Below are 19,401 nucleotides of genomic sequence, written 5' to 3'. Positions count from 1 at the left end.
ACGATCGGGTGGCGCAGACTATATCACCGAAGCCCAGCGCCCACAAATATCACAGTGAGTATCAGAATTTGCTCCGAGCGGCCAGTAACTGGCTTGCGCTCACCCGAGCCATCGCGTCAATCTCCAGCACTTCATCAATACTTTGCGGCTCATTTAGCGTCTGTTGATCCAGGACCGACTGATTGACTGCTGCAATATCAGTGAAACGGATATCACCGTTCAGGAACGCGGCTACGGAGACTTCATTCGCCGCATTCAGCGCCGTTGTCGCCGCCTGCCCCACATCAAAGGCATCCATCGCCAGCTTCAGGCAAGGATAACGCCCGTAATCCGGTGCGGAGAAGCTCAGGTTACTCAACTGGCAAAAGTTCAGCGGTTTCACTCCAGAGTTAAGACGCTTTGGCCACCCCATAGTGTGGGCAATCGGCGTACGCATATCCGGCTCGCCGAGCTGCGCCAGGACGCTGCCATCCTGGTAGCGCACCATCGAATGAATTACCGATTGTGGATGGATCAGGACTTCCATTTGCTGCGCTGAGGCATTAAACAACCAGCGAGCTTCGATATACTCCAGTCCCTTGTTCATCATGGTGGCTGAGTCGACGGAAATTTTGCGCCCCATTGACCAGTTTGGATGATTACAGGCCTGGTCTGGCGTCATTGCCGCCAGTTCGGAAATCGCCGTTTCCCGAAAAGGGCCCCCGGAGCCGGTCAGCAGAATCGACGCCACGCCGTTCTGCGTTAAATCAGCGTATCCCAGATTGTGTTGAATTGTTTCCGGCATACTCTGAAAAATCGCATTGTGTTCGCTATCAACCGGCAGCAGACGAGCCCCGAACTGCTGCACCGCCTCCATAAACAGGCGACCACAGGTCACTAGCGACTCTTTGTTCGCCAGCAGCACCGTTTTCCCGGCGCGAATGGCTGACAGCGTCGGTACCAGCCCTGCCGCTCCGACAATCGCCGCCATCACCTGATCAACATCGTCCAGTGCCGCAACCTCAGCAGCGGCCTGCTGGCCACTCATGACTTCAGTACGGCTGCCGTGTTCGCGGAGTTTTGTCCGCAACAGCTCAGCACTGTGCGCATCATCCATAACCGCGTAACGAGGGGAAAATTCCAGACATTGTTCAACCATGCGGTCGACATTTTTCCCGGCGACCAGCGCGGTAATAGAAAAGCAGTCAGGATTATGGCGCACCACATCCAGCGTGCTGCAGCCGATAGAACCGGTCGAACCGAGAACGGTTAATTGCTTCATGAGACGCCCAGAAGAATTAAGACAGGATAAAAAGCAAAACGCCGCCAGCAAGCCCTTATGCATCAATTATCAGGTGAGAGCGGAGGCACAGAGCCTTTGACATGGTGCCAAAGGCTACAAGGCCAGCCGTCTAAACGCAATCCCGAAAATTGAGCGTACGGTCTCCTGTACGGCGTTTCAGATTTTACGCAGGCCGCACTTCCGGCCCGCGAATTGGCAGAGAATCAGAACTGCATCAGTTCCGCTTCTTTATCCGCCAGCGCCGCATCAACTTTCTTGATAGCAGCGTCGGTCATTTTTTGCACGTCGTCCTGAGAGCGGCGATCGTCGTCTTCGCTGATCTCTTTCTCTTTCAGAAGTGCTTTTACTTTGTCGTTGGCGTCGCGACGAACGTTACGCACGGCAACGCGCGCCTGTTCAGCTTCACCACGCACGATTTTGGTCAGATCTTTACGACGTTCTTCGGTCAGAGGCGGCAGCGGAACGCGGATATCGCTACCGGCAGAGCTTGGGTTCAGACCAAGGTCGGAAGCCATAATCGCTTTCTCAACGGCCGGGCTCATGGAGCGATCGAAGACGTTAATCTTCAGCGTGCGGGAGTCTTCTACCGTTACGCTAGCCAACTGGCGCAGCGGAGTCGGCGTACCGTAGTATTCCACGATAATGCCATCCAGCAGGCTGGGAGAAGCACGACCCGTGCGTATTTTGCTGATTTGGGTTTTGAACGCTTCGACGCATTTATCCATGCGTACTTCAGCATCTTTTCTGATATCGCTAATCACGTTACGAATCCTTGAAAACTTGTCTCAGACAGACCAGACGGTCGCCCACCACAAAAGTGAGCTAAGTATAGTCATGTTTATGCTCAACGTATTTCATACTACGGGTCAACCGCAGTATTCCATCCATGAGCATGTTGAAAACCATCGGGCCATAAACCCGTAAAAGTAAGGCCGAATATTACCCGCATTTGACGCTGACGGGAATTACTCCGTAATTAATGTGCCTTCTTTTTCACCCATCACCACGCGACGCAGCGCGCCAGGCTTATTCATATTGAATACGCGAATCGGCAGTTTGTGGTCACGAGCCAGGGTAAAGGCTGCAAGATCCATCACTTTCAGCTCTTTATCCAGCACTTCGCTGTAGGTCAGCTGATCGTACATGGTAGCAGAAGGATCTTTGGCCGGGTCTGCGGTAAATACACCGTCAACTTTCGTTGCTTTCAGAACAACATCGGCTTCAATTTCAATACCGCGCAGGCAAGCTGCGGAGTCGGTGGTAAAGAATGGGTTACCGGTGCCCGCGGAAAGAATCACCACGCGGTTGTTACGCAGCAGGCTGATAGCTTCAGCCCAGCTGTAGTTATCGCACACACCGTTCAGCGGAATCGCTGACATCAGGCGGGCGTTCACATAGGCGCGATGGAGAGAATCACGCATTGCCAGGCCGTTCATGACCGTTGCCAGCATGCCCATGTGGTCGCCCACAACGCGGTTCATACCCGCTTTCGCCAGACCAGCACCACGGAACAGGTTACCGCCACCAATCACTACGCCAACCTGAATACCCAGCTCAACCAGTTCTTTGATTTCCTGAGCCATGCGGTCAAGTATGCTTGCATCAATACCGAAGCCTTCTGAACCTTGCAGAGCTTCGCCACTTAACTTAAGCAGAATACGTTTGTAGACGGGTTTTGCATTGGTAGCCATGTTTCTTTCCTGAGACTGTCAACGAATGAGATGAGTTAATTCCGGCGACATTGTACGTCGCTTTTCAGCGTGCCCACTATAGCGGTTGGCTGAATTTACACATTAGGCGCAAAAAGAAGCCGCCCTCAGGCGGCTCCTTTTGAAAATTAAGACTGCTTGGACATCGCAGCAACTTCTGCTGCAAAGTCAGTCTCAACTTTCTCAATGCCTTCACCCACTTCAAAGCGGATGAAGCCGGTTACGTCAGCGTTGTGCTCTTTCAGCAGCTGAGCAACAGATTTGCTCGGGTCCATAACGAACGGCTGACCGGTCAGAGAAACTTCGCCGGTGAATTTCTTCATGCGGCCTTCAACCATTTTCTCTGCGATTTCTTTTGGTTTACCAGACTGCATGGCGATGTCCAGCTGAACCTGGTACTCTTTTTCTACCACGTCAGCGGAAACGTCTTCCGGCTTAACGAATTCAGGCTTGCTTGCAGCGATGTGCATAGCCAGCTGTTTAACCAGCTCTTCGCTCGCGCCTTTAGCCGCAACCAGAACGCCGATACGCGCGCCGTGCTGGTAAGAACCCAGAACTTCGCCTTCCAGGGAAGAAACGCGACGGATGTTGATGTTCTCACCGATTTTAGCAACCAGCGCTACGCGTTCTTCTTCGAACTGCGCTTTCAGAACTTCAACGTCAGTGATTTTGCCAGCAACAGCTGCGTCCAGAACTTTGTTAGCAAATGCCTGGAAACCACCATCTTTAGCCACGAAGTCAGTCTGGCAGTTAACTTCCAGAATGATGCCGTAGGTGCCATCGATTTTAGTGATGATTACGCCGTCAGCAGCAACGTTGCCTGCTTTTTTCGCTGCTTTAATAGCACCGGACTTACGCATGTTTTCGATTGCCAGCTCAATGTCGCCGTTCGCTTCAGTCAGCGCTTTTTTGCAATCCATCATGCCTGCGCCAGTACGCTCGCGCAGCTCTTTTACCAGGGATGCGGTAATTTCAGCCATTCTTAAATCCTCGGGAGATATTATCTGCCCGGTTACAGGAACCAGACAGATTTGAAAGTGAAAAAGGGGCCGCTAAGAGGCCCCTATTTATACACGGTACTAAATAAGGGTGTGCCTTATTATTCAGCTTCTACGAAGCTTTCTTCCGCCTGGGAAGCCAGATCCTGAGAACGGCCTTCACGAACGGTAGCAGCAACAGCGCCCAGGTACAGGCTAACCGCACGGATTGCGTCGTCGTTACCCGGGATAACGAAGTCAACGCCGTCCGGATCGGAGTTAGTATCAACGATAGCAAATACCGGAATACCCAGGTTGTTTGCTTCTTTGATTGCGATGTGCTCGTGGTCAGCGTCGATAACGAACAGTGCGTCCGGCAGGCCGCCCATGTCTTTGATACCGCCCAGGCTGTTTTCCAGCTTGTCCAGCTCACGAGTGCGCATCAGCGCTTCTTTCTTGGTCAGCTTGTCGAAAGTACCGTCCTGGGACTGAGTTTCCAGGTCTTTCAGACGTTTGATAGACTGACGAACGGTTTTCCAGTTAGTCAGCATACCGCCCAGCCAGCGATGGTTCACGAAGAACTGGTCGCAGCTGTTCGCAGCGTCTTTTACCGCTTCGCTTGCAGCGCGTTTAGTACCAACGAAAAGGATTTTGCCTTTACGAGAAGAGATCTTGTTCAGTTCAGCCAGAGCTTCGTTGAACATCGGTACAGTTTTCTCAAGGTTGATGATGTGAACTTTGTTACGCGCGCCGAAGATGAAAGGCTTCATTTTCGGGTTCCAGTAACGGGTCTGGTGACCAAAGTGAACACCAGCCTTGAGCATGTCGCGCATGGAAACAGTTGCCATGTTTAAAACCTCTATAGATAAAAGTTGGGGTTATGCCTCCACGTATCCCATATTACCGACCCCAAAGGGCACCCCGGAATATGTGCCGATACGTGTGTGTTATTACACAAAGTGAGATTTGTCGCTTCAGTCCATCTTGTGTAGTCTTCGAATGGAACAGAAGTCCGGCGCGCTTTATACCACAAAACCAATCCAGACACCAACTGTTGTTGACGTAGCGTGCTGTTAATGATTCTCAATTTGGCAGCAGGACACCCGGACTGTTAACATTGATCGGACATAATCTATTATTGTCGAAAAAATCGACACTGCTGGACACTATCCATGGCTATTTCTATCAAGACATCTGAAGACATCGAAAAAATGCGCGTTGCCGGTCGCCTGGCCGCTGAAGTGCTGGAAATGATCGAACCCTACGTCAAACCGGGCGTCAGCACCGGTGAACTGGACCGCATCTGCAACGATTATATCGTTAACGAGCAAAAAGCCATTTCCGCCTGCCTGGGCTATCACGGCTATCCAAAATCCGTCTGCATCTCTATTAATGAAGTGGTGTGCCACGGGATCCCGGACGACGAGAAATTGCTGAAAGATGGCGATATCGTCAATATCGACGTTACCGTGATTAAAGATGATTTCCACGGCGACACCTCGAAGATGTTTATCGTTGGTAAACCAACAATTCTCGGCGAGCGCCTGTGTCGCATCACCCAGGAAAGCCTGTATCTGGCGCTCAAAATGGTTAAACCGGGTATTAACCTACGCACCATCGGCGCGGCTATCCAGAAATTCGTCGAAGCCGAGGGCTTCTCCGTTGTCCGCGAATATTGCGGTCACGGCATCGGCCGTGGTTTCCATGAAGAGCCTCAAGTGCTGCACTACGACTCTGCGGAAACCAACGTGGTTCTCAAACCGGGCATGACCTTCACTATTGAGCCGATGGTCAATGCGGGTAAAAAAGAGATCCGCAGCATGAAAGATGGCTGGACGGTAAAAACCAAAGACCGAAGCTTGTCTGCGCAGTATGAGCATACTATTGTGGTGACAGACAACGGCTGCGAAATACTGACGTTACGCAAGGATGACACCATCCCGGCGATAATCTCGCACAACGAATGATGAAAAGCCGGCGCCAGCCGGCTTTTTTATGACGGGCGATAGTTTTTTCTTATGGTGGCGCGATGAGCAACTCTTTATCTGATACCGTCTCCCCTTCCCTGTCTGGCCAGCCGGATAATCCGGGCGACTGGCCGCAGAGCGATTTCAACTGCGCCGCTATTAAGACGCATATCGACACTTTCCAGCACTGGCTGGGCGAAGCTTTTGATAGCGGGATCGCCGCAGAAAGACTGATTGAAGCACGTACTGAATTTATCGATCAGCTACTCCAGCGTTTGTGGGTTGAATACGGTTTCGGTTCAATCAACGACATCGCTTTAGTCGCCGTTGGTGGCTATGGCCGCGGTGAACTCCATCCGCTTTCTGATATTGACCTGCTGATTCTGAGCCGCAAAAAGCTGCCCGATGAGCAGGCGCAAAAGGTTGGCGAGCTGCTGACGCTACTGTGGGATATCAAACTGGAAGTCGGCCACAGCGTACGCACCCTTGAAGAGTGCCTGCTGGAAGGGCTGTCAGATCTCAGCGTCGCCACCAATCTGATTGAATCACGCCTGCTTATCGGCGATGTCGCGCTATTTCTTGAACTGCAAAAGCACATCTTCAGCGACGGTTTCTGGCCATCGGAAAAATTCTTTGCAGCAAAGATTGAAGAGCAGAATATACGCCATCAGCGTTATCACGGTACCAGCTACAACCTGGAGCCGGACGTGAAAAGCAGCCCCGGCGGCCTGCGCGATATTCATACTCTGCAGTGGATCGCTCGCCGCCATTTCGGCGCCACTTCGCTTGATGAGATGGTGGGCTTCGGTTTCCTCACTGAAGCCGAGCGCAACGAGCTTAACGAGTGCCTGCATCAGCTATGGCGTATTCGTTTTGCTCTACACCTTGAGCTTAATCGCTACGATAACCGCTTGCTATTCGACAGGCAGTTCAGCGTCGCCCGCCGTCTGCGTTATGAAGGTGAAAGCAACCAACCGATCGAACATATGATGAAGGATTTCTTCCGCGTCACGCGTCGGGTAAGTGAGCTTAACCATATGCTGATCCAGCTGTTCGAAGAAGCCATTCTCGCGCTTACCGAGGATGAGAAACCGCGACCCATTGATGATGATTTTCAACTGCGCGGTACGCTTATCGATCTACGCGATGACACGCTGTTTATTCGCGAACCGCAGGCTATTCTGCGCATGTTCTATATGATGGTGCGTAACAGTAGCATCACCGGTATCTACTCCACCACGCTTCGCCATCTGCGCCACGCCCGTCGCCATCTGACGCAGCCGCTTTGCTATATCCCGGAAGCGCGAACCCTATTCCTCAGTATGCTACGCCATCAGGGAGCGGTCAGCCGCGGGCTGCTGCCAATGCATCGCCATAGCGTACTGTGGGCCTATATGCCGCAGTGGTCGCATATTGTCGGTCAGATGCAGTTCGACCTGTTTCACGCCTATACCGTTGATGAACACACTATTCGCGTACTGTTGAAGCTCGAGAGTTTCGCCAAAGAAGAGACCCGCAGCCGTCATCCGCTGTGCGTTGAGCTGTGGCCACGCCTGACGCATCCAGAGTTAATCTTTATTGCCGCCCTCTTCCACGACATCGCCAAAGGCCGCGGCGGTGACCATTCGATTCTCGGCGCACAGGACGTGCTCAAATTCGCAGAACTTCATGGTCTGAATTCACGTGAAACCCAGCTGGTCGCCTGGCTGGTGCGCCATCATCTGCTGATGTCGGTCACCGCCCAGCGTCGCGATATTCAGGACCCGGAAGTGATTAAGCAGTTTGCCGAAGAGGTGCAAACCGAGAACCGCCTGCACTATCTGGTCTGCCTGACCGTTGCCGATATCTGCGCCACCAACGAAAATCTGTGGAATAGCTGGAAGCAAAGCCTGCTGCGCGAGCTCTACTTCGCCACCGAAAAACAGCTGCGCCGGGGGATGCAAAACACCCCGGATATGCGCGAACGAGTACGTCACCACCAGCTACAGGCGCTGGCGCTGCTGCGGATGGAAAATATTGATGAGCGTGCCCTGCACCAAATCTGGAACCGCTGCCGCGCCAACTACTTCGTGCGCCATACGCCAAACCAGCTTGCCTGGCATGCGCGTAACCTGCTTCAGCACGATCTCAGCAAACCGATGATCCTGCTCAGTTCCCACGCCACGCGCGGCGGTACCGAAATTTTTATCTGGAGCCCGGACAGGCCGTATCTGTTTGCTGCGGTCTGCGGTGAACTGGACAGGCGTAATCTGAGCGTCCACGATGCGCAAATCTTCACCACCCGTGACGGCATGGCAATGGATACCTTTATCGTTCTTGAGCCAGACGGCAGCCCGCTTTCCGCCGACAGGCACGAAATGATCCGTCTGGGGCTGGAGCAGACTATTACCCAACGTAGCTGGCAGCCACCAGCTCCGCGTCGTCAGGCGGCAAAATTGCGACATTTTTCCGTCCCGACGGAGGTTAACTTCCTGCCAACGCATACCGATCGAAAATCGTTCCTTGAGCTAATCGCCCTCGATCAGCCGGGTCTGTTAGCGCGCGTTGGCCAGGTGTTTGCCGACCTCGGAATTTCGCTCCACGGGGCGAGAATTACGACAATTGGTGAGCGAGTAGAAGATTTATTTATAATCGCCACGGCAGACCGGCGTGCCCTTAATAATGAGCTACAGCAAGAAGTGCAACAACGGTTGACAGAGGCCCTCAATCCAAACGATAAAGGGTAGCGAATTTAAATGTACATACACAAAGTCATTCGAGCTGCATCAAGGCGGCCAGGGAGAGAGCCTCAGGAGCTTACGATAGTCTGTGACTGGAGCGAACAAGCGCAGCTAATGCAGAGGCAGCTTGAAGGATGAAGTGTATAAATGGAAAGAGAAACGATGCAGCAATTACAGAATATTATTGAGTCCGCCTTTGAGCGTCGCGCCGACATCACGCCGGCAAACGTGGATACCGTAACCCGCGAAGCGGTTAATCAGGTGATTTCTCTGCTTGATTCCGGCGCACTGCGCGTCGCTGAAAAAATCGACGGTCAGTGGGTAACCCATCAGTGGCTGAAGAAAGCGGTTCTGCTCTCTTTCCGTATTAACGATAACCAGGTTATCGATGGTGCGGAAAGCCGCTACTTCGATAAAGTCCCAATGAAGTTTGCGGATTATGATGAAGCGCGTTTCCAGAAAGAAGGTTTCCGCGTGGTTCCGCCAGCGGCCGTTCGCCAGGGCGCGTTTATCGCTCGCAACACGGTTCTGATGCCATCTTACGTGAACATCGGCGCATACGTTGACGAAGGCTCCATGGTTGATACCTGGGCGACCGTCGGTTCCTGCGCGCAGATCGGCAAAAACGTTCACCTGTCCGGCGGCGTCGGCATCGGTGGCGTACTGGAGCCGCTGCAGGCAAACCCAACTATCATCGAAGATAACTGCTTCATCGGCGCGCGTTCCGAAGTCGTCGAAGGCGTAATCGTCGAAGAAGGTTCCGTTATCTCCATGGGCGTGTATCTGGGCCAGAGCACCAAAATCTACGATCGCGAAACCGGTGAAGTATTCTACGGTCGCGTTCCTGCGGGTTCCGTAGTGGTATCCGGCAACCTGCCGTCGAAAGATGGCAAATACAGCCTGTACTGCGCGGTCATCGTGAAGAAAGTCGACGCGAAAACGCGCGGCAAGGTCGGAATCAACGAACTTCTGCGTACCATCGACTAAGCAGTATAAAAAGCGGGAGGCATCCCGCTTTTTTTATATATTAAGCTGGCGAAGATAGATTTTTTCGTTAATTATTCAAAGATTACGATGATATCAAAGGTACCGTTATGTACGATAATCTGAAAAGTCTTGGTATTACCAATCCTGATGAAATCGATCGCTATAGCCTGCGGCAGGAAGCCAATAACGACATTCTGAAAATCTACTTTCAGAAGGATAAAGGCGAGTTTTTCGCCAAAAGCGTTAAGTTCAAATACCCGCGCCAGCGTAAAACCGTTGTCGCCGATGGCGTTGGTCAGGGATATAAAGAAGTCCAGGAAATCAGCCCGAACCTGCGCTATATCATCGATGAACTGGATCAAATTTGCCAACGCGATCGCACTGAAATCGATCTTAAGCGCAAGATCCTTGACGATCTGCGTCATCTGGAAAGCGTTGTCACCAATAAGATCAGCGAAATCGAATCCGATCTGGAAAAACTGACGCGCAACAAATAACTCTTCATGTTCGGGCCAGATTCTGGCCCGGCATCCCGTTCCTCATCCTCTTTTGCCTCACTTGCTCATCACCCGCAACACCATCGGATATCAGTTTTTCTTATCTAATATCATTTCACACCATTTAGCTATCCATATGAATTAAAAGATTAAATATTTCATATATGTTCAATTATCCATATAAAGGAGGTCATAACGATGACACAGGAAATTGAACAAACATGTTATTCATTGCAGTCCGCTCCCTGGCTTGATAACGCAGGCTTTGAAAAAGGGCGTAAACACGATCGCCAGGCGCTGGGTTTTATTCTGCCCGCCAATACGCAGCTCCAAATCCGCCAGCCGGATATCAGCAATGGCAAAGCAACGCTGCGCCTGCTCTGTAATGATACAGAGGTAGAGAAAAGCATCACCCTGAGCAGCAGCTGGCAGACGGTCAGCACGACGGTAGACTCCGTCCCCTTTATCGATACCCTGTTTACCGGGCAACCCGGCGAGTTCAAGGTTGTTTACCAGCAACCGGCAAGCACAGCGCCGCTACCATTCTGGAAAAAGGATCAATCCGAAGATACGTTCTTCCTCACCTGGGAGAAAAACGCGTCGCCGTTCGCGCTGGTCGATCTGGATGTTATCAACCTTCTGCTGCCTTACGCCGATCGCGACAATGCCATGAAAGCGGGTCTGTCCGCCTTGCACAGCTACTACACAAACGTTATCACTCACTATAACGAATGGGCCGGGCTAAGCGATAACCCGGACTCGCCGCTGGATAAGAACATTGCCAACCGCTACTTCATTCGGGCGGATAAACATGGCGTCGGCGCGGCCTACTATCTCCCTACCTGGTGCGCGCAAAACGCCTCAACGGTTGGGGAGGGCTGGCTCGATAACGTTGCCACACAGTGGGTTATTCTTCATGAAATCGGCCACGGCTATCAGGGCAAATTTATGCAAGACGCCGATATCCCCGTCAATGAAGTGTGGAACAATATTTACGCCTCTTTCTACCAACAACACACGCTTAGCCAGGATAATCATCTATATACCGATGGCTGGTTATATAATTATGGCCAACAGTCCACGCTAGAGCAGCAACTGATCAACCACATCAAAAACCGTGAACCGCTCAGCAGTTGGGGCCTTCGCCCTCGCTTACAATTCCTGATGTTGATGTTGCTTAAAGCAGGTTCAAAATCCTTCAGTACCTTCAACCAGAACTATCGCAAACTGGCCAATAGCGAAAACTTCCAGCCATCGGATTACCATCTTGCCGATATGCTGGCGAACGCCATTGCTACCTCAGCCGGCTATGACGTGACTCCTTTTATCAACTTATGCGGCGTGACGACGGAAGCCACTACCCGCGAGCAAATCGCCGCGCAGGCGGCAAAACCGCTCTGGCCGCTCTACGATCTGTTGCCGCAAAGCGAATGGGAAAGCGCGCGTCAGCAGCTGGGGCTGGATTCCAGCGTCTGGCTGGTGGATAACGGCGAGCTGGCGCAGCTAAATAAAAAAGGCAACCTGTCCCTGACGCTGGCTATCGACCGCCCGGAGCAAATCTATGGCCGCACCCTCACTATCAAGGACAACTGTGGAACTCGCTACTCGATGGTTGTCAACGATAACACACTGACGCTGAGCGATGTTCCAATCGGTATTTACCATATCGATTTACCTAAGGGCCGCTCGCAAAAATATCTCCCGGACACCCACTACATCACCATCCGGGAAGGTCTTAACGCGATTACCGTTAACTATGTCCCGCAGGAAGATACGGCCGGACGCAACGCGGTATTTAACTTTTTAGGTCTTAGCGATAATCTTTTCGCCCGTTTGTCCGTTGATTACGAAAACAGCCAGCTGATCATGAATGTGACTAACGCGACCCCGCACAGCTACTTCGCTAACCAGCTATATGCCAGCGTAACCGTACTCTCCGCGAGCGGCGAAAAAGTCTTTGAACAAAAGATGAACGGAACGAATTGCACCACCGGTAAGGTGGTCATTCCATTCAGCCCTCACTATCACCTCTATATTTATCATGCCGAACCGGGCCGTCTGAAAGCTTCCCCAGGCTATCTGACGCTGGTGGCGAAAGAAAAATATCAGCTGCTGCGCATTGATGATAATGGACTGTACAACTTTATGCTGAACAACAATCCGGCAGAAGATTTACAGGCTATCTTCCAGCATAACGCGCAACGGATCCGCGACCTGGCCCTGTCTTCCGACCAGGACAACGCTGCGAGTAAAAACGATCTCTGGCTGATGCTTCCCCACATTGAGGAACCCGCACGCAGCGCTCTGAGTAAGGAGTATGCCGACGCGCTTCCCACGGATAACAGCGCACCCGGCGAACTGACGGGCAAGAGCGTTACATTGCATCTGAAAGGACAAGGAAATAATGAATTCTGCCAGATAGTCATTGATAACCAGCAACAAACCATGACGATCGCAACGCGTTCCGGCTATCCACATGCGTATTACACCTCTACGATGTACGCCAATATCACCGTGAAGAGCCAAAATGACGTCGTGCTCTATAACCGCAGCTATATCGGCGCCACTAATAATTCAGCAAGCAGCGAAACTATCGCCTTACAGGAAAATATGATTATTGATATTTTCCATGATGAGCCGTTCCGCTCCAGCGCAAGCAACAACACAAGCAATGGCGCCGTAACGCTGAAGAAATACAATAGCTGGCGCGTGGTGAAAGAGGGACTGGAAGAATACACGCTAACGCCAACGGAGCCGGAAGAAGATACTGCGGAAACAGAGGAGGAAACGCAGGATGTCGCCGCGCTATATGGCGATCAATTCACCTGGCAGCTACTTGGCGATAATGACATCCGTTTTGCCAGTATGGAGATGGATATTGGCAACGGGCAGCTGACTTTTACCGCCGTTCCCGGCGTGCCGCATAAAGATTTTTCAATAACTTATGCGACAGTCAACGTCTACAATACGCGCGGTACGGTAGTTTATCGCCAGTCAATTAAAGGTTCGTCGGAGCTTGGCGACTATATTGATACGGCAATATTAGATGAAGGCTACACCATCGAAGTATTCCATGCCGAAGCAGGAGAGCGTTCCGTCATTATCAACCCGCTAAATGGCAAATCCTGGCAACAGCCTAATACCGTGACCTGGCAAGTCACTGCCCGTGGGCTTCAGCGCCTGTAATTCGTCATCCCACTCCCGCCGCAGGCGGGAGTATTTTTAGCGCTGCTCATCCAGCTGTAAAGCAATATACAACAGCAGACGATCGTCAAAATTCCCCAGATCCAGCCCCGTCAGTTCAGAAATACGATTCAGGCGATACTCCAGCGTATTACGATGAATAAACAGCGCCTTTGAGGTGGCCAGCGGCTGTACGTTATGACGGAACCACGCCTGCAAGGTACGCCGCAGCAGACCGTTGTTATCCATCGCTTTCAAACGAACCAGAGGGCGCGCCAGCTCGTTGGCCTGCCAGCCGCCACGCAGGCTATCGAGCAGCACCGGCAGCATCAAATCCTGGTAAAAATAGCTTCGACTTTCCGGCATTCTCTGCTTGCCGACCATCATCGTCGTTCGGGCAGTACGGTATGAACGCGCGATGCTGCCCGGGCCGGTAAAGAAGTTGCCCAGCGCCACGCGAAAACGCAGCTGACCGTTTTCTTTCATCCTGCTAATCAACTGTTCAACACGCTTGCAGTGGTCTTCCGCATCCCAGCGGCCAAAGGCATTCAGCGCGGGTTTCAGTACCACCATTTCGGTCAGCGAGACAATAGCCACCAGATTATTACGATCCGGCGTGGTCAGCGCAGTTTGTAGCTGCTGCAGCTCCGCCATCGCGCTATCAACGCCCAACTGACCGCTGTCCACCTCAATCATCGCCACCACGCGCGGCTGGTTGAGATCGATACCCAGACGCTGCGCCCACTCGGTCAGCGCCGGCGTGTTCTCTTCCGCCTGAATCAGGTTCATGACCAGCTCTTCACGCAGACGGCTATCCTGAGCCAGGAGATGCATCAGCCGCGACTGCTCCAGCATCATCTCCGCGGTCATACAGACCAGTTCACCGTACTTACGTAATGACTCCGGTTCACCGGTCAGGCCGATTACGCCAACGATTTCCCCTTCCAGACGCAGCGGCAGGTTGATCCCCTGACGCACACCGTGCAAATGCCGGGCCACCGCATCATCAATATCGACTACGCGTCCCTGTGACAGCACCAGCAACGCCCCTTCGTGCAATTCACCAATTCGCTCGCGATCTCCGCTGCCGATAATGCGCCCGCGGGCATCCATTACGTTGATATTGGTATCAATGATGCGCATCGTGCGCGCCACGATATCCTGCGCCATTTTGGTATCAAGATGCCAGCCAGCCATGTAACCCTCCCGTGAGCAGGCTATCAGCATAAAAGAGTTGGCAATAGGCCGCATTGTGCATTAGCACAAAGCCAGGATAAGAAGTATGGAGTTGTGGGAGGTGTCACAGAACGAAAAACGGAATGGCCTTCAGAGTGAAAAAAGCCCCTTCCCTCCGCAAGGAGAAAAGGGGCTTTGCAAGCCGATGTGGATTACTGCATCAGCAGGTAGATAGAGGTATCGCCACGCTGAATATTCAGTGCCAGAACCGACGGTTTGGCATCAAAGATTTTGCGCAGGTCGGCAATATTTTTCACCGGCTGCTGGTTAGCACCAACGATGATATCGCCTTTCTTCAGGCCAATCTGCGCTGCCGGAGTCCCCGCTTTCACGTTGCTCACGACGACGCCTTTATCCTGGCCTTTGTTGCTCATTTCCGCACCTTCAATACCGTTGAAGATGGTGCTTGAATCAACCTGATTCTGATTGCTTTGCTGCAGCTCAACGGTCGTCGTTACCGGTTTACCGTCACGCAGCAGGCCAAGCTCAATTTTGCTACCGATAGGCATGGTACCCACCTGAGCACGCAGCGCGGCAAAGCTGCTGATCGGTTTGCCGTTCAGCGTAGTGATAACATCACCCGCCTTGATGCCCGCTTTAGCCGCCGCTGAATTCGGCATGACCTGGCTGACGAATGCGCCGCGCTGAGCATCGACTTTCATCGCTTTCGCCAGTTCGGAATTCAGCTCGGTCCCCATAATGCCCAGTTCGCCGCGTTTAACCTGGCCAAACTTAACCATCTGATCGGTCAGGTTTTTAACCATATTGCTCGGAATAGCAAAGCCGATACCAATGTTGCCGCCGTCCGGTGCCAGAATCGCGGTATTGATACCGATCAGCTCGCCGTTCAGGTTAACCAGCGCGCCGCCGGAGTTACCACGGTTAATCGCCGCATCGGTCTGGATAAAGTTTTCATAGTTTTCGACGTTCAGGCCGCTACGACCTAACGCGGAAACAATCCCTGAGGTCACGGTCTCACCCAGGCCAAACGGGTTACCAATCGCGACGGTGTAATCGCCGACGCGCAGGGCGTCAGAGTCCGCCAGCTTAATTGCGCTCAGGTTTTTCGGATCCTGAATTTGAATCAGCGCAATATCAGAGCGCGGGTCTTTGCCGACCACTTTCGCGTCGAACTTACGACCATCGCTCAGTTGAACTTTGATAGTCGTGGCGTTATCCACAACGTGGTTATTGGTAACGACATAGCCTTTAGCGGCATCAATGATAACCCCGGATCCGAGGGCCATAAATTTCTGCTGCTGGCCGCCATCGCTACCCGGTGCGCCACCCTGTCCGCCGCCCTGACAGAACGGAGAACTTTGGAACGGGGAACCATCCTGGCAGAACGGAGAATTATCCCCGAAGAACTGCTGGAAGTTACGCGGCATCCGCGGCGTATTAACGGTGGTGCTCCCCTCAACGTTAATGCTCACGACCGACGGCATCACTTTTTCCAGCATCGGAGCCAGACTTGGCATCTGCTGCGCATTAGTGGCTGAAGAAGCTGTTTCTGCCGCGCTCGCAGAGAGAGGGGACAACGCCAGACTTAAACTCAGAGCCAGGGCACTCATTGCTAACGTGGTTTTTTTCATATGTTTCAATCTCGATTTCAGATAACGAATAGTTGCTGTGTACGTGACTATCAGAGTCATTTTATAGCGCGAAGTTCCAGAATGAAGTTTCGGCAAAAGTAAAAATTTATTGTTCGTCTTTACAAAACTCACGCTTATTCTACAGCCATCAATCGTCGATATTCATCCCATGCATACAAGTCGGTCATTCCGCTGATATAGTCCTGAATGAGACGGCAACGATAATAATATTCCATCACCGGAAACTCCGGGTTGTTGCGTGAAATCTTATTTACGGCCTCTACATAGGCCAGCCGATGGCGAGTTGAAAGTTTCTGGAAAAGGCGTGAAGCAATCGGCAAACTTCGCACCCGCTCTTTTTCCACCAGCAGATTAAACTCATCCAGCGATAATTTAAGCAACGGCTGGTAAATATCCAGCAAACCGCTAATAACGCGATAACCCTGTAGTTCCAGTTGCTCAACATCAGGATGGCTAAACACATGTTTTACCGCAACATTTTTATAAAGCTCAAGCAATTGGCTGCAATCACTATCGTCTTCAAGCAGCGCATGATTAAAATCGCCGCTAAAAATCGCCGCCAGGTTATCAATAAACCGACGCGCCGCGTAGGGTACCAGCTTATTCAGCGTGTTAACCCGTAAATACATAAAAAACTGATCTTCGGTACTCCGGCTAAGAGAATTCGCACGCGATTTCTCCCAGGCATTTTCGACCACTTGATTAAACAAGGAGCCTTTTTCATGAACACCCCAGGCATCATAGAGATGCTGATAAAGCTGCTCTACGCTGAAGATGCGTTTTTCTACCGCATCCTCAAGGTCGGCGACACAATATGAGATGTCATCCGCGGCTTCCATAATCCACGTTAATGGGAATCGATTGTAAGGAGCCAGATCCAGTTCTTTACGCAACCTCGCAACATAGCCCTCTTCGGCTAAATAATAACCAGGTTTCTTCATTAAATAATTGTGGCTGACGGGCGGCTCGCCTCGCCACCATGCCGGACGGGTATATTTTAAAATACAGCCCACCTGCGCCCAGGTGAGATTCATTCGCATCAGCGTATGTACTAAACGGATACCTTGCGCATTTCCCTCAAACCAGCATAAATCCTGGCGAACTTTGCGGCGAAGTTCATTTAACGGCCCTTCCCCCTCCTGCAAACGGAGCGATTCGACCACACAACGATCGTCGGTTAATGGCTGACTTGCCGCATCGCCGGGGAATAGCCGCTGGCTGAACCAGTCGTTGATTGCCGCTTCGCCAAAATGACCAAAAGGTGGGTTGCCGATATCATGCATCAGGCAGGCCATTTCAACGATGCTTTCAAACGGACCGGTGAGCTCATCCAACCCATAACTTTCCAGCAGCTTCTGCTCTTTCAGGCGACTCAACACCTCTTTGGCGATATAGCGGCCAACCTGCTGAACTTCAAGGGAGTGGGTCAGGCGGGTACGCACCGCAGCATTGCGCTCCAGCGGGAAAACCTGGGTTTTTTGCTGCAACCGGCGGATCGCCGGTGAATTAACAATACGCCCGCGATCGCTTTCGAAAATTCGCAGAATTTCACGCTCCGTCTCAACGCCCTGCGGTGAACGGTAGCGGCGACGCCAGTTAATCTTGTTGCGAAAATCGATCTTAGCCATGATCTCCCCCGAGCGAGCAATAACGTTTCCTTCTAAGCGCATGATAGACTATGCCGCTAAAACCCACATATCGCGAGTAAATCTATGAAAATCGGCATTATTGGTGCTATGGAAGAGGAAGTTACCCTTCTGCGCGACAAAATTGACAACCGCCAGACCATCACCCTCGGCGGTAGCGAAATCTACACCGGCCAGCTTCAGGGTATCGACGTCGCTCTGTTGAAATCGGGTATTGGTAAAGTGGCCGCCGCCATGGGCGCAACGCTGCTGATGGAACACTGTAAGCCGGATGTCATTATTAACACCGGGTCTGCGGGCGGTCTGGCATCCACGCTGAAGGTCGGCGATATCGTCGTTTCCGACGAAACGCGTTACCACGATGCTGACGTCACCGCGTTTGGCTATGAATATGGCCAACTGCCTGGCTGCCCTGCCGGTTTTAAAGCTGACGAAAAACTGATTGCCGCCGCGGAAACCTGCATCAAAGCGCTGAATCTTAACGCAGTACGCGGTCTGATTGTCAGCGGCGATGCCTTTATCAACGGTTCCGTTGGTCTGGCAAAAATCCGTCAGAACTTCCCGCAGGCCGTGGCGGTCGAAATGGAAGCAACGGCCATCGCGCACGTCTGCCACAACTACGGCGTGCCGTTTGTTGTCGTTCGCGCCATTTCCGATGTTGCCGACCAGCAGTCCCATCTGAGCTTTGACGAGTTTCTCGCCGTTGCCGCTAAGCAGTCCACCCTGATGGTGGAAAACCTGGTGCAGCATCTGGCTCGTGGCTAAGTCGCTCAAAAAGGCGCTTGCCGCCCTGCTGCTGCTCGCCCCGGCGTGGCTTTTTGCCGCGCCGCGGGTGGTTACGCTCTCACCAGCCAACACTGAGCTAGCTTTTGCCGCCGGTATTACGCCAGTTGGCGTCAGCAGCTATTCCGATTACCCACCAGAAGCCGCAAAAATAGAGCAGGTCTCCAGTTGGCAAGGGATGAATCTGGAGCGCATCGTCGCTCTCAAACCCGATGTGGTATTGGCGTGGCGCGGTGGCAACGCTGAACGCCAGGTTAACCAGCTAAGCTCGCTTGGTATTAAAGTTATCTGGGTTGAAACGTCTACCATCGAAGATATCATCACCACGCTTCGCCAGCTGGCGCAATGGAGCCCGCAGCCGGAAAAGGCGCGGCAGTCGGCGCAGGACATGCAGGATGAATACCAGGCGCTAAAAACCCGCTATGCCGGGGTGCCGAAAAAGCGGGTGTTTTTACAGTTCGGCGCCAACCCTCTCTTTACCAGCAGCAAAGGCTCGATTCAGGATCAGGTTCTGACGCTTTGCGGAGGAGAAAACATTTTTGCCGCCAGCCGGGTTCCCTGGCCGCAGGTCAGCCGCGAACAGGTGCTGGCAAGGCAGCCGCAGGCGATTGTCATTACCGGCGATGCCAGCAAACTTCCCGCCGTTGAGCGCTACTGGCAGAATCAGCTAAAAATTTCGTTTATTGTCCTACATGGCGACTGGTTTGAACGCGCGAGCCCACGTATTATCCTCGCCGCAAAACAACTCTGTACTGCGCTTGAGCAGATAAAATAATCACCTGATAACCCAGGGAACTGACG

15 protein-coding genes are annotated in these 19,401 nt (G+C 52.3%); 7 read left to right on the top strand and 8 right to left on the bottom strand.

Features of this window, described 5'->3' with window-relative positions; all coding sequences use genetic code 11:
• Positions 1–61 precede the first annotated feature (61 nt).
• The 5 genes from ispC to rpsB all read right to left on the bottom strand — a co-directional run bounded on the left by ispC (position 62) and on the right by rpsB (position 4,816).
• Positions 62–1,261, bottom strand: a complete 1,200-nt coding sequence (gene ispC / locus FN082_RS07240; RefSeq protein ID WP_139537042.1) for a 1-deoxy-D-xylulose-5-phosphate reductoisomerase — start codon at positions 1,259–1,261, stop codon at positions 62–64.
• Positions 1,262–1,485: 224 nt separating this feature from the next.
• Positions 1,486–2,043, bottom strand: a complete 558-nt coding sequence (gene frr, locus FN082_RS07235) for a ribosome recycling factor (RefSeq protein ID WP_112215828.1) — start codon at positions 2,041–2,043, stop codon at positions 1,486–1,488.
• Between the two features lie 204 nt (positions 2,044–2,247).
• Positions 2,248–2,973, bottom strand: coding sequence for a UMP kinase (gene pyrH / locus FN082_RS07230; protein ID WP_004858112.1), 726 nt, complete (start codon positions 2,971–2,973; stop codon positions 2,248–2,250).
• Positions 2,974–3,119: 146 nt separating this feature from the next.
• A complete protein-coding gene (tsf, locus tag FN082_RS07225; protein WP_139537041.1) occupies positions 3,120–3,971 on the bottom strand; it encodes a translation elongation factor Ts in 852 nt (283 codons plus the stop codon).
• Positions 3,972–4,090: 119 nt separating this feature from the next.
• Positions 4,091–4,816 carry a 30S ribosomal protein S2 gene (rpsB, locus tag FN082_RS07220; protein ID WP_139537040.1) on the bottom strand — a complete coding sequence of 242 codons (726 nt, stop codon included), beginning with the start codon at positions 4,814–4,816 and terminating at the stop codon, positions 4,091–4,093.
• A 324-nt stretch (positions 4,817–5,140) separates the two neighbouring features.
• Between rpsB and map the strand changes: the two genes are divergently transcribed.
• The 5 genes from map (at position 5,141) to FN082_RS07195 (ending at position 13,325) form a co-directional block, all read left to right on the top strand.
• Entirely contained in the window at positions 5,141–5,935 is a 795-nt protein-coding gene (gene map / locus FN082_RS07215; protein ID WP_139537039.1) for a type I methionyl aminopeptidase, read from the top strand.
• A 62-nt stretch (positions 5,936–5,997) separates the two neighbouring features.
• Entirely contained in the window at positions 5,998–8,661 is a 2,664-nt protein-coding gene (glnD, locus tag FN082_RS07210; protein WP_139537038.1) for a bifunctional uridylyltransferase/uridylyl-removing protein GlnD, read from the top strand.
• A 156-nt stretch (positions 8,662–8,817) separates the two neighbouring features.
• Positions 8,818–9,642, top strand: a complete 825-nt coding sequence (dapD, locus tag FN082_RS07205) for a 2,3,4,5-tetrahydropyridine-2,6-dicarboxylate N-succinyltransferase (protein ID WP_110272474.1) — start codon at positions 8,818–8,820, stop codon at positions 9,640–9,642.
• Positions 9,643–9,749: 107 nt separating this feature from the next.
• On the top strand, positions 9,750–10,139 hold the full coding sequence (locus tag FN082_RS07200; protein ID WP_004098742.1) for a DUF3461 family protein: 390 nt from the start codon (positions 9,750–9,752) through the stop codon (positions 10,137–10,139).
• A 198-nt stretch (positions 10,140–10,337) separates the two neighbouring features.
• Positions 10,338–13,325, top strand: a complete 2,988-nt coding sequence (locus tag FN082_RS07195) for a putative mucin/carbohydrate-binding domain-containing protein (RefSeq protein WP_142981363.1) — start codon at positions 10,338–10,340, stop codon at positions 13,323–13,325.
• A 36-nt stretch (positions 13,326–13,361) separates the two neighbouring features.
• Here FN082_RS07195 and cdaR read toward each other — a convergent pair whose 3' ends face one another.
• The 3 genes from cdaR to dgt all read right to left on the bottom strand — a co-directional run bounded on the left by cdaR (position 13,362) and on the right by dgt (position 17,799).
• On the bottom strand, positions 13,362–14,519 hold the full coding sequence (gene cdaR / locus FN082_RS07190; RefSeq protein WP_004098741.1) for a DNA-binding transcriptional regulator CdaR: 1,158 nt from the start codon (positions 14,517–14,519) through the stop codon (positions 13,362–13,364).
• 191 nt (positions 14,520–14,710) lie between these two features.
• Complete coding sequence (degP, locus tag FN082_RS07185) at positions 14,711–16,150, bottom strand: serine endoprotease DegP (protein WP_142464258.1); 1,440 nt, start codon at positions 16,148–16,150, stop codon at positions 14,711–14,713.
• Between the two features lie 134 nt (positions 16,151–16,284).
• Complete coding sequence (dgt, locus tag FN082_RS07180; protein ID WP_142464259.1) at positions 16,285–17,799, bottom strand: dGTPase; 1,515 nt, start codon at positions 17,797–17,799, stop codon at positions 16,285–16,287.
• Between the two features lie 84 nt (positions 17,800–17,883).
• Here dgt and mtnN point away from each other — a divergent pair, with 84 nt between their 5' ends.
• Positions 17,884–18,582 (top strand): 5'-methylthioadenosine/S-adenosylhomocysteine nucleosidase, encoded by a 699-nt coding sequence (gene mtnN, locus FN082_RS07175; RefSeq protein WP_142464260.1) that lies wholly within the window; start codon positions 17,884–17,886, stop codon positions 18,580–18,582.
• Entirely contained in the window at positions 18,575–19,375 is an 801-nt protein-coding gene (gene btuF / locus FN082_RS07170; protein ID WP_142464261.1) for a vitamin B12 ABC transporter substrate-binding protein BtuF, read from the top strand. The genes mtnN and btuF overlap by 8 nt, the downstream gene beginning before the upstream one ends.
• The last annotated feature ends 26 nt before the right edge of the window (positions 19,376–19,401 follow it).

It is taken from the genome of Klebsiella spallanzanii, assembly GCF_902158555.1.
In the GTDB taxonomy this organism is placed as follows: Bacteria; Pseudomonadota; Gammaproteobacteria; order Enterobacterales; family Enterobacteriaceae; genus Klebsiella; species Klebsiella spallanzanii.
Note: the sequence above shows the minus strand (reverse complement) of the source record. Positions and strands in the feature narration are given on the sequence as shown.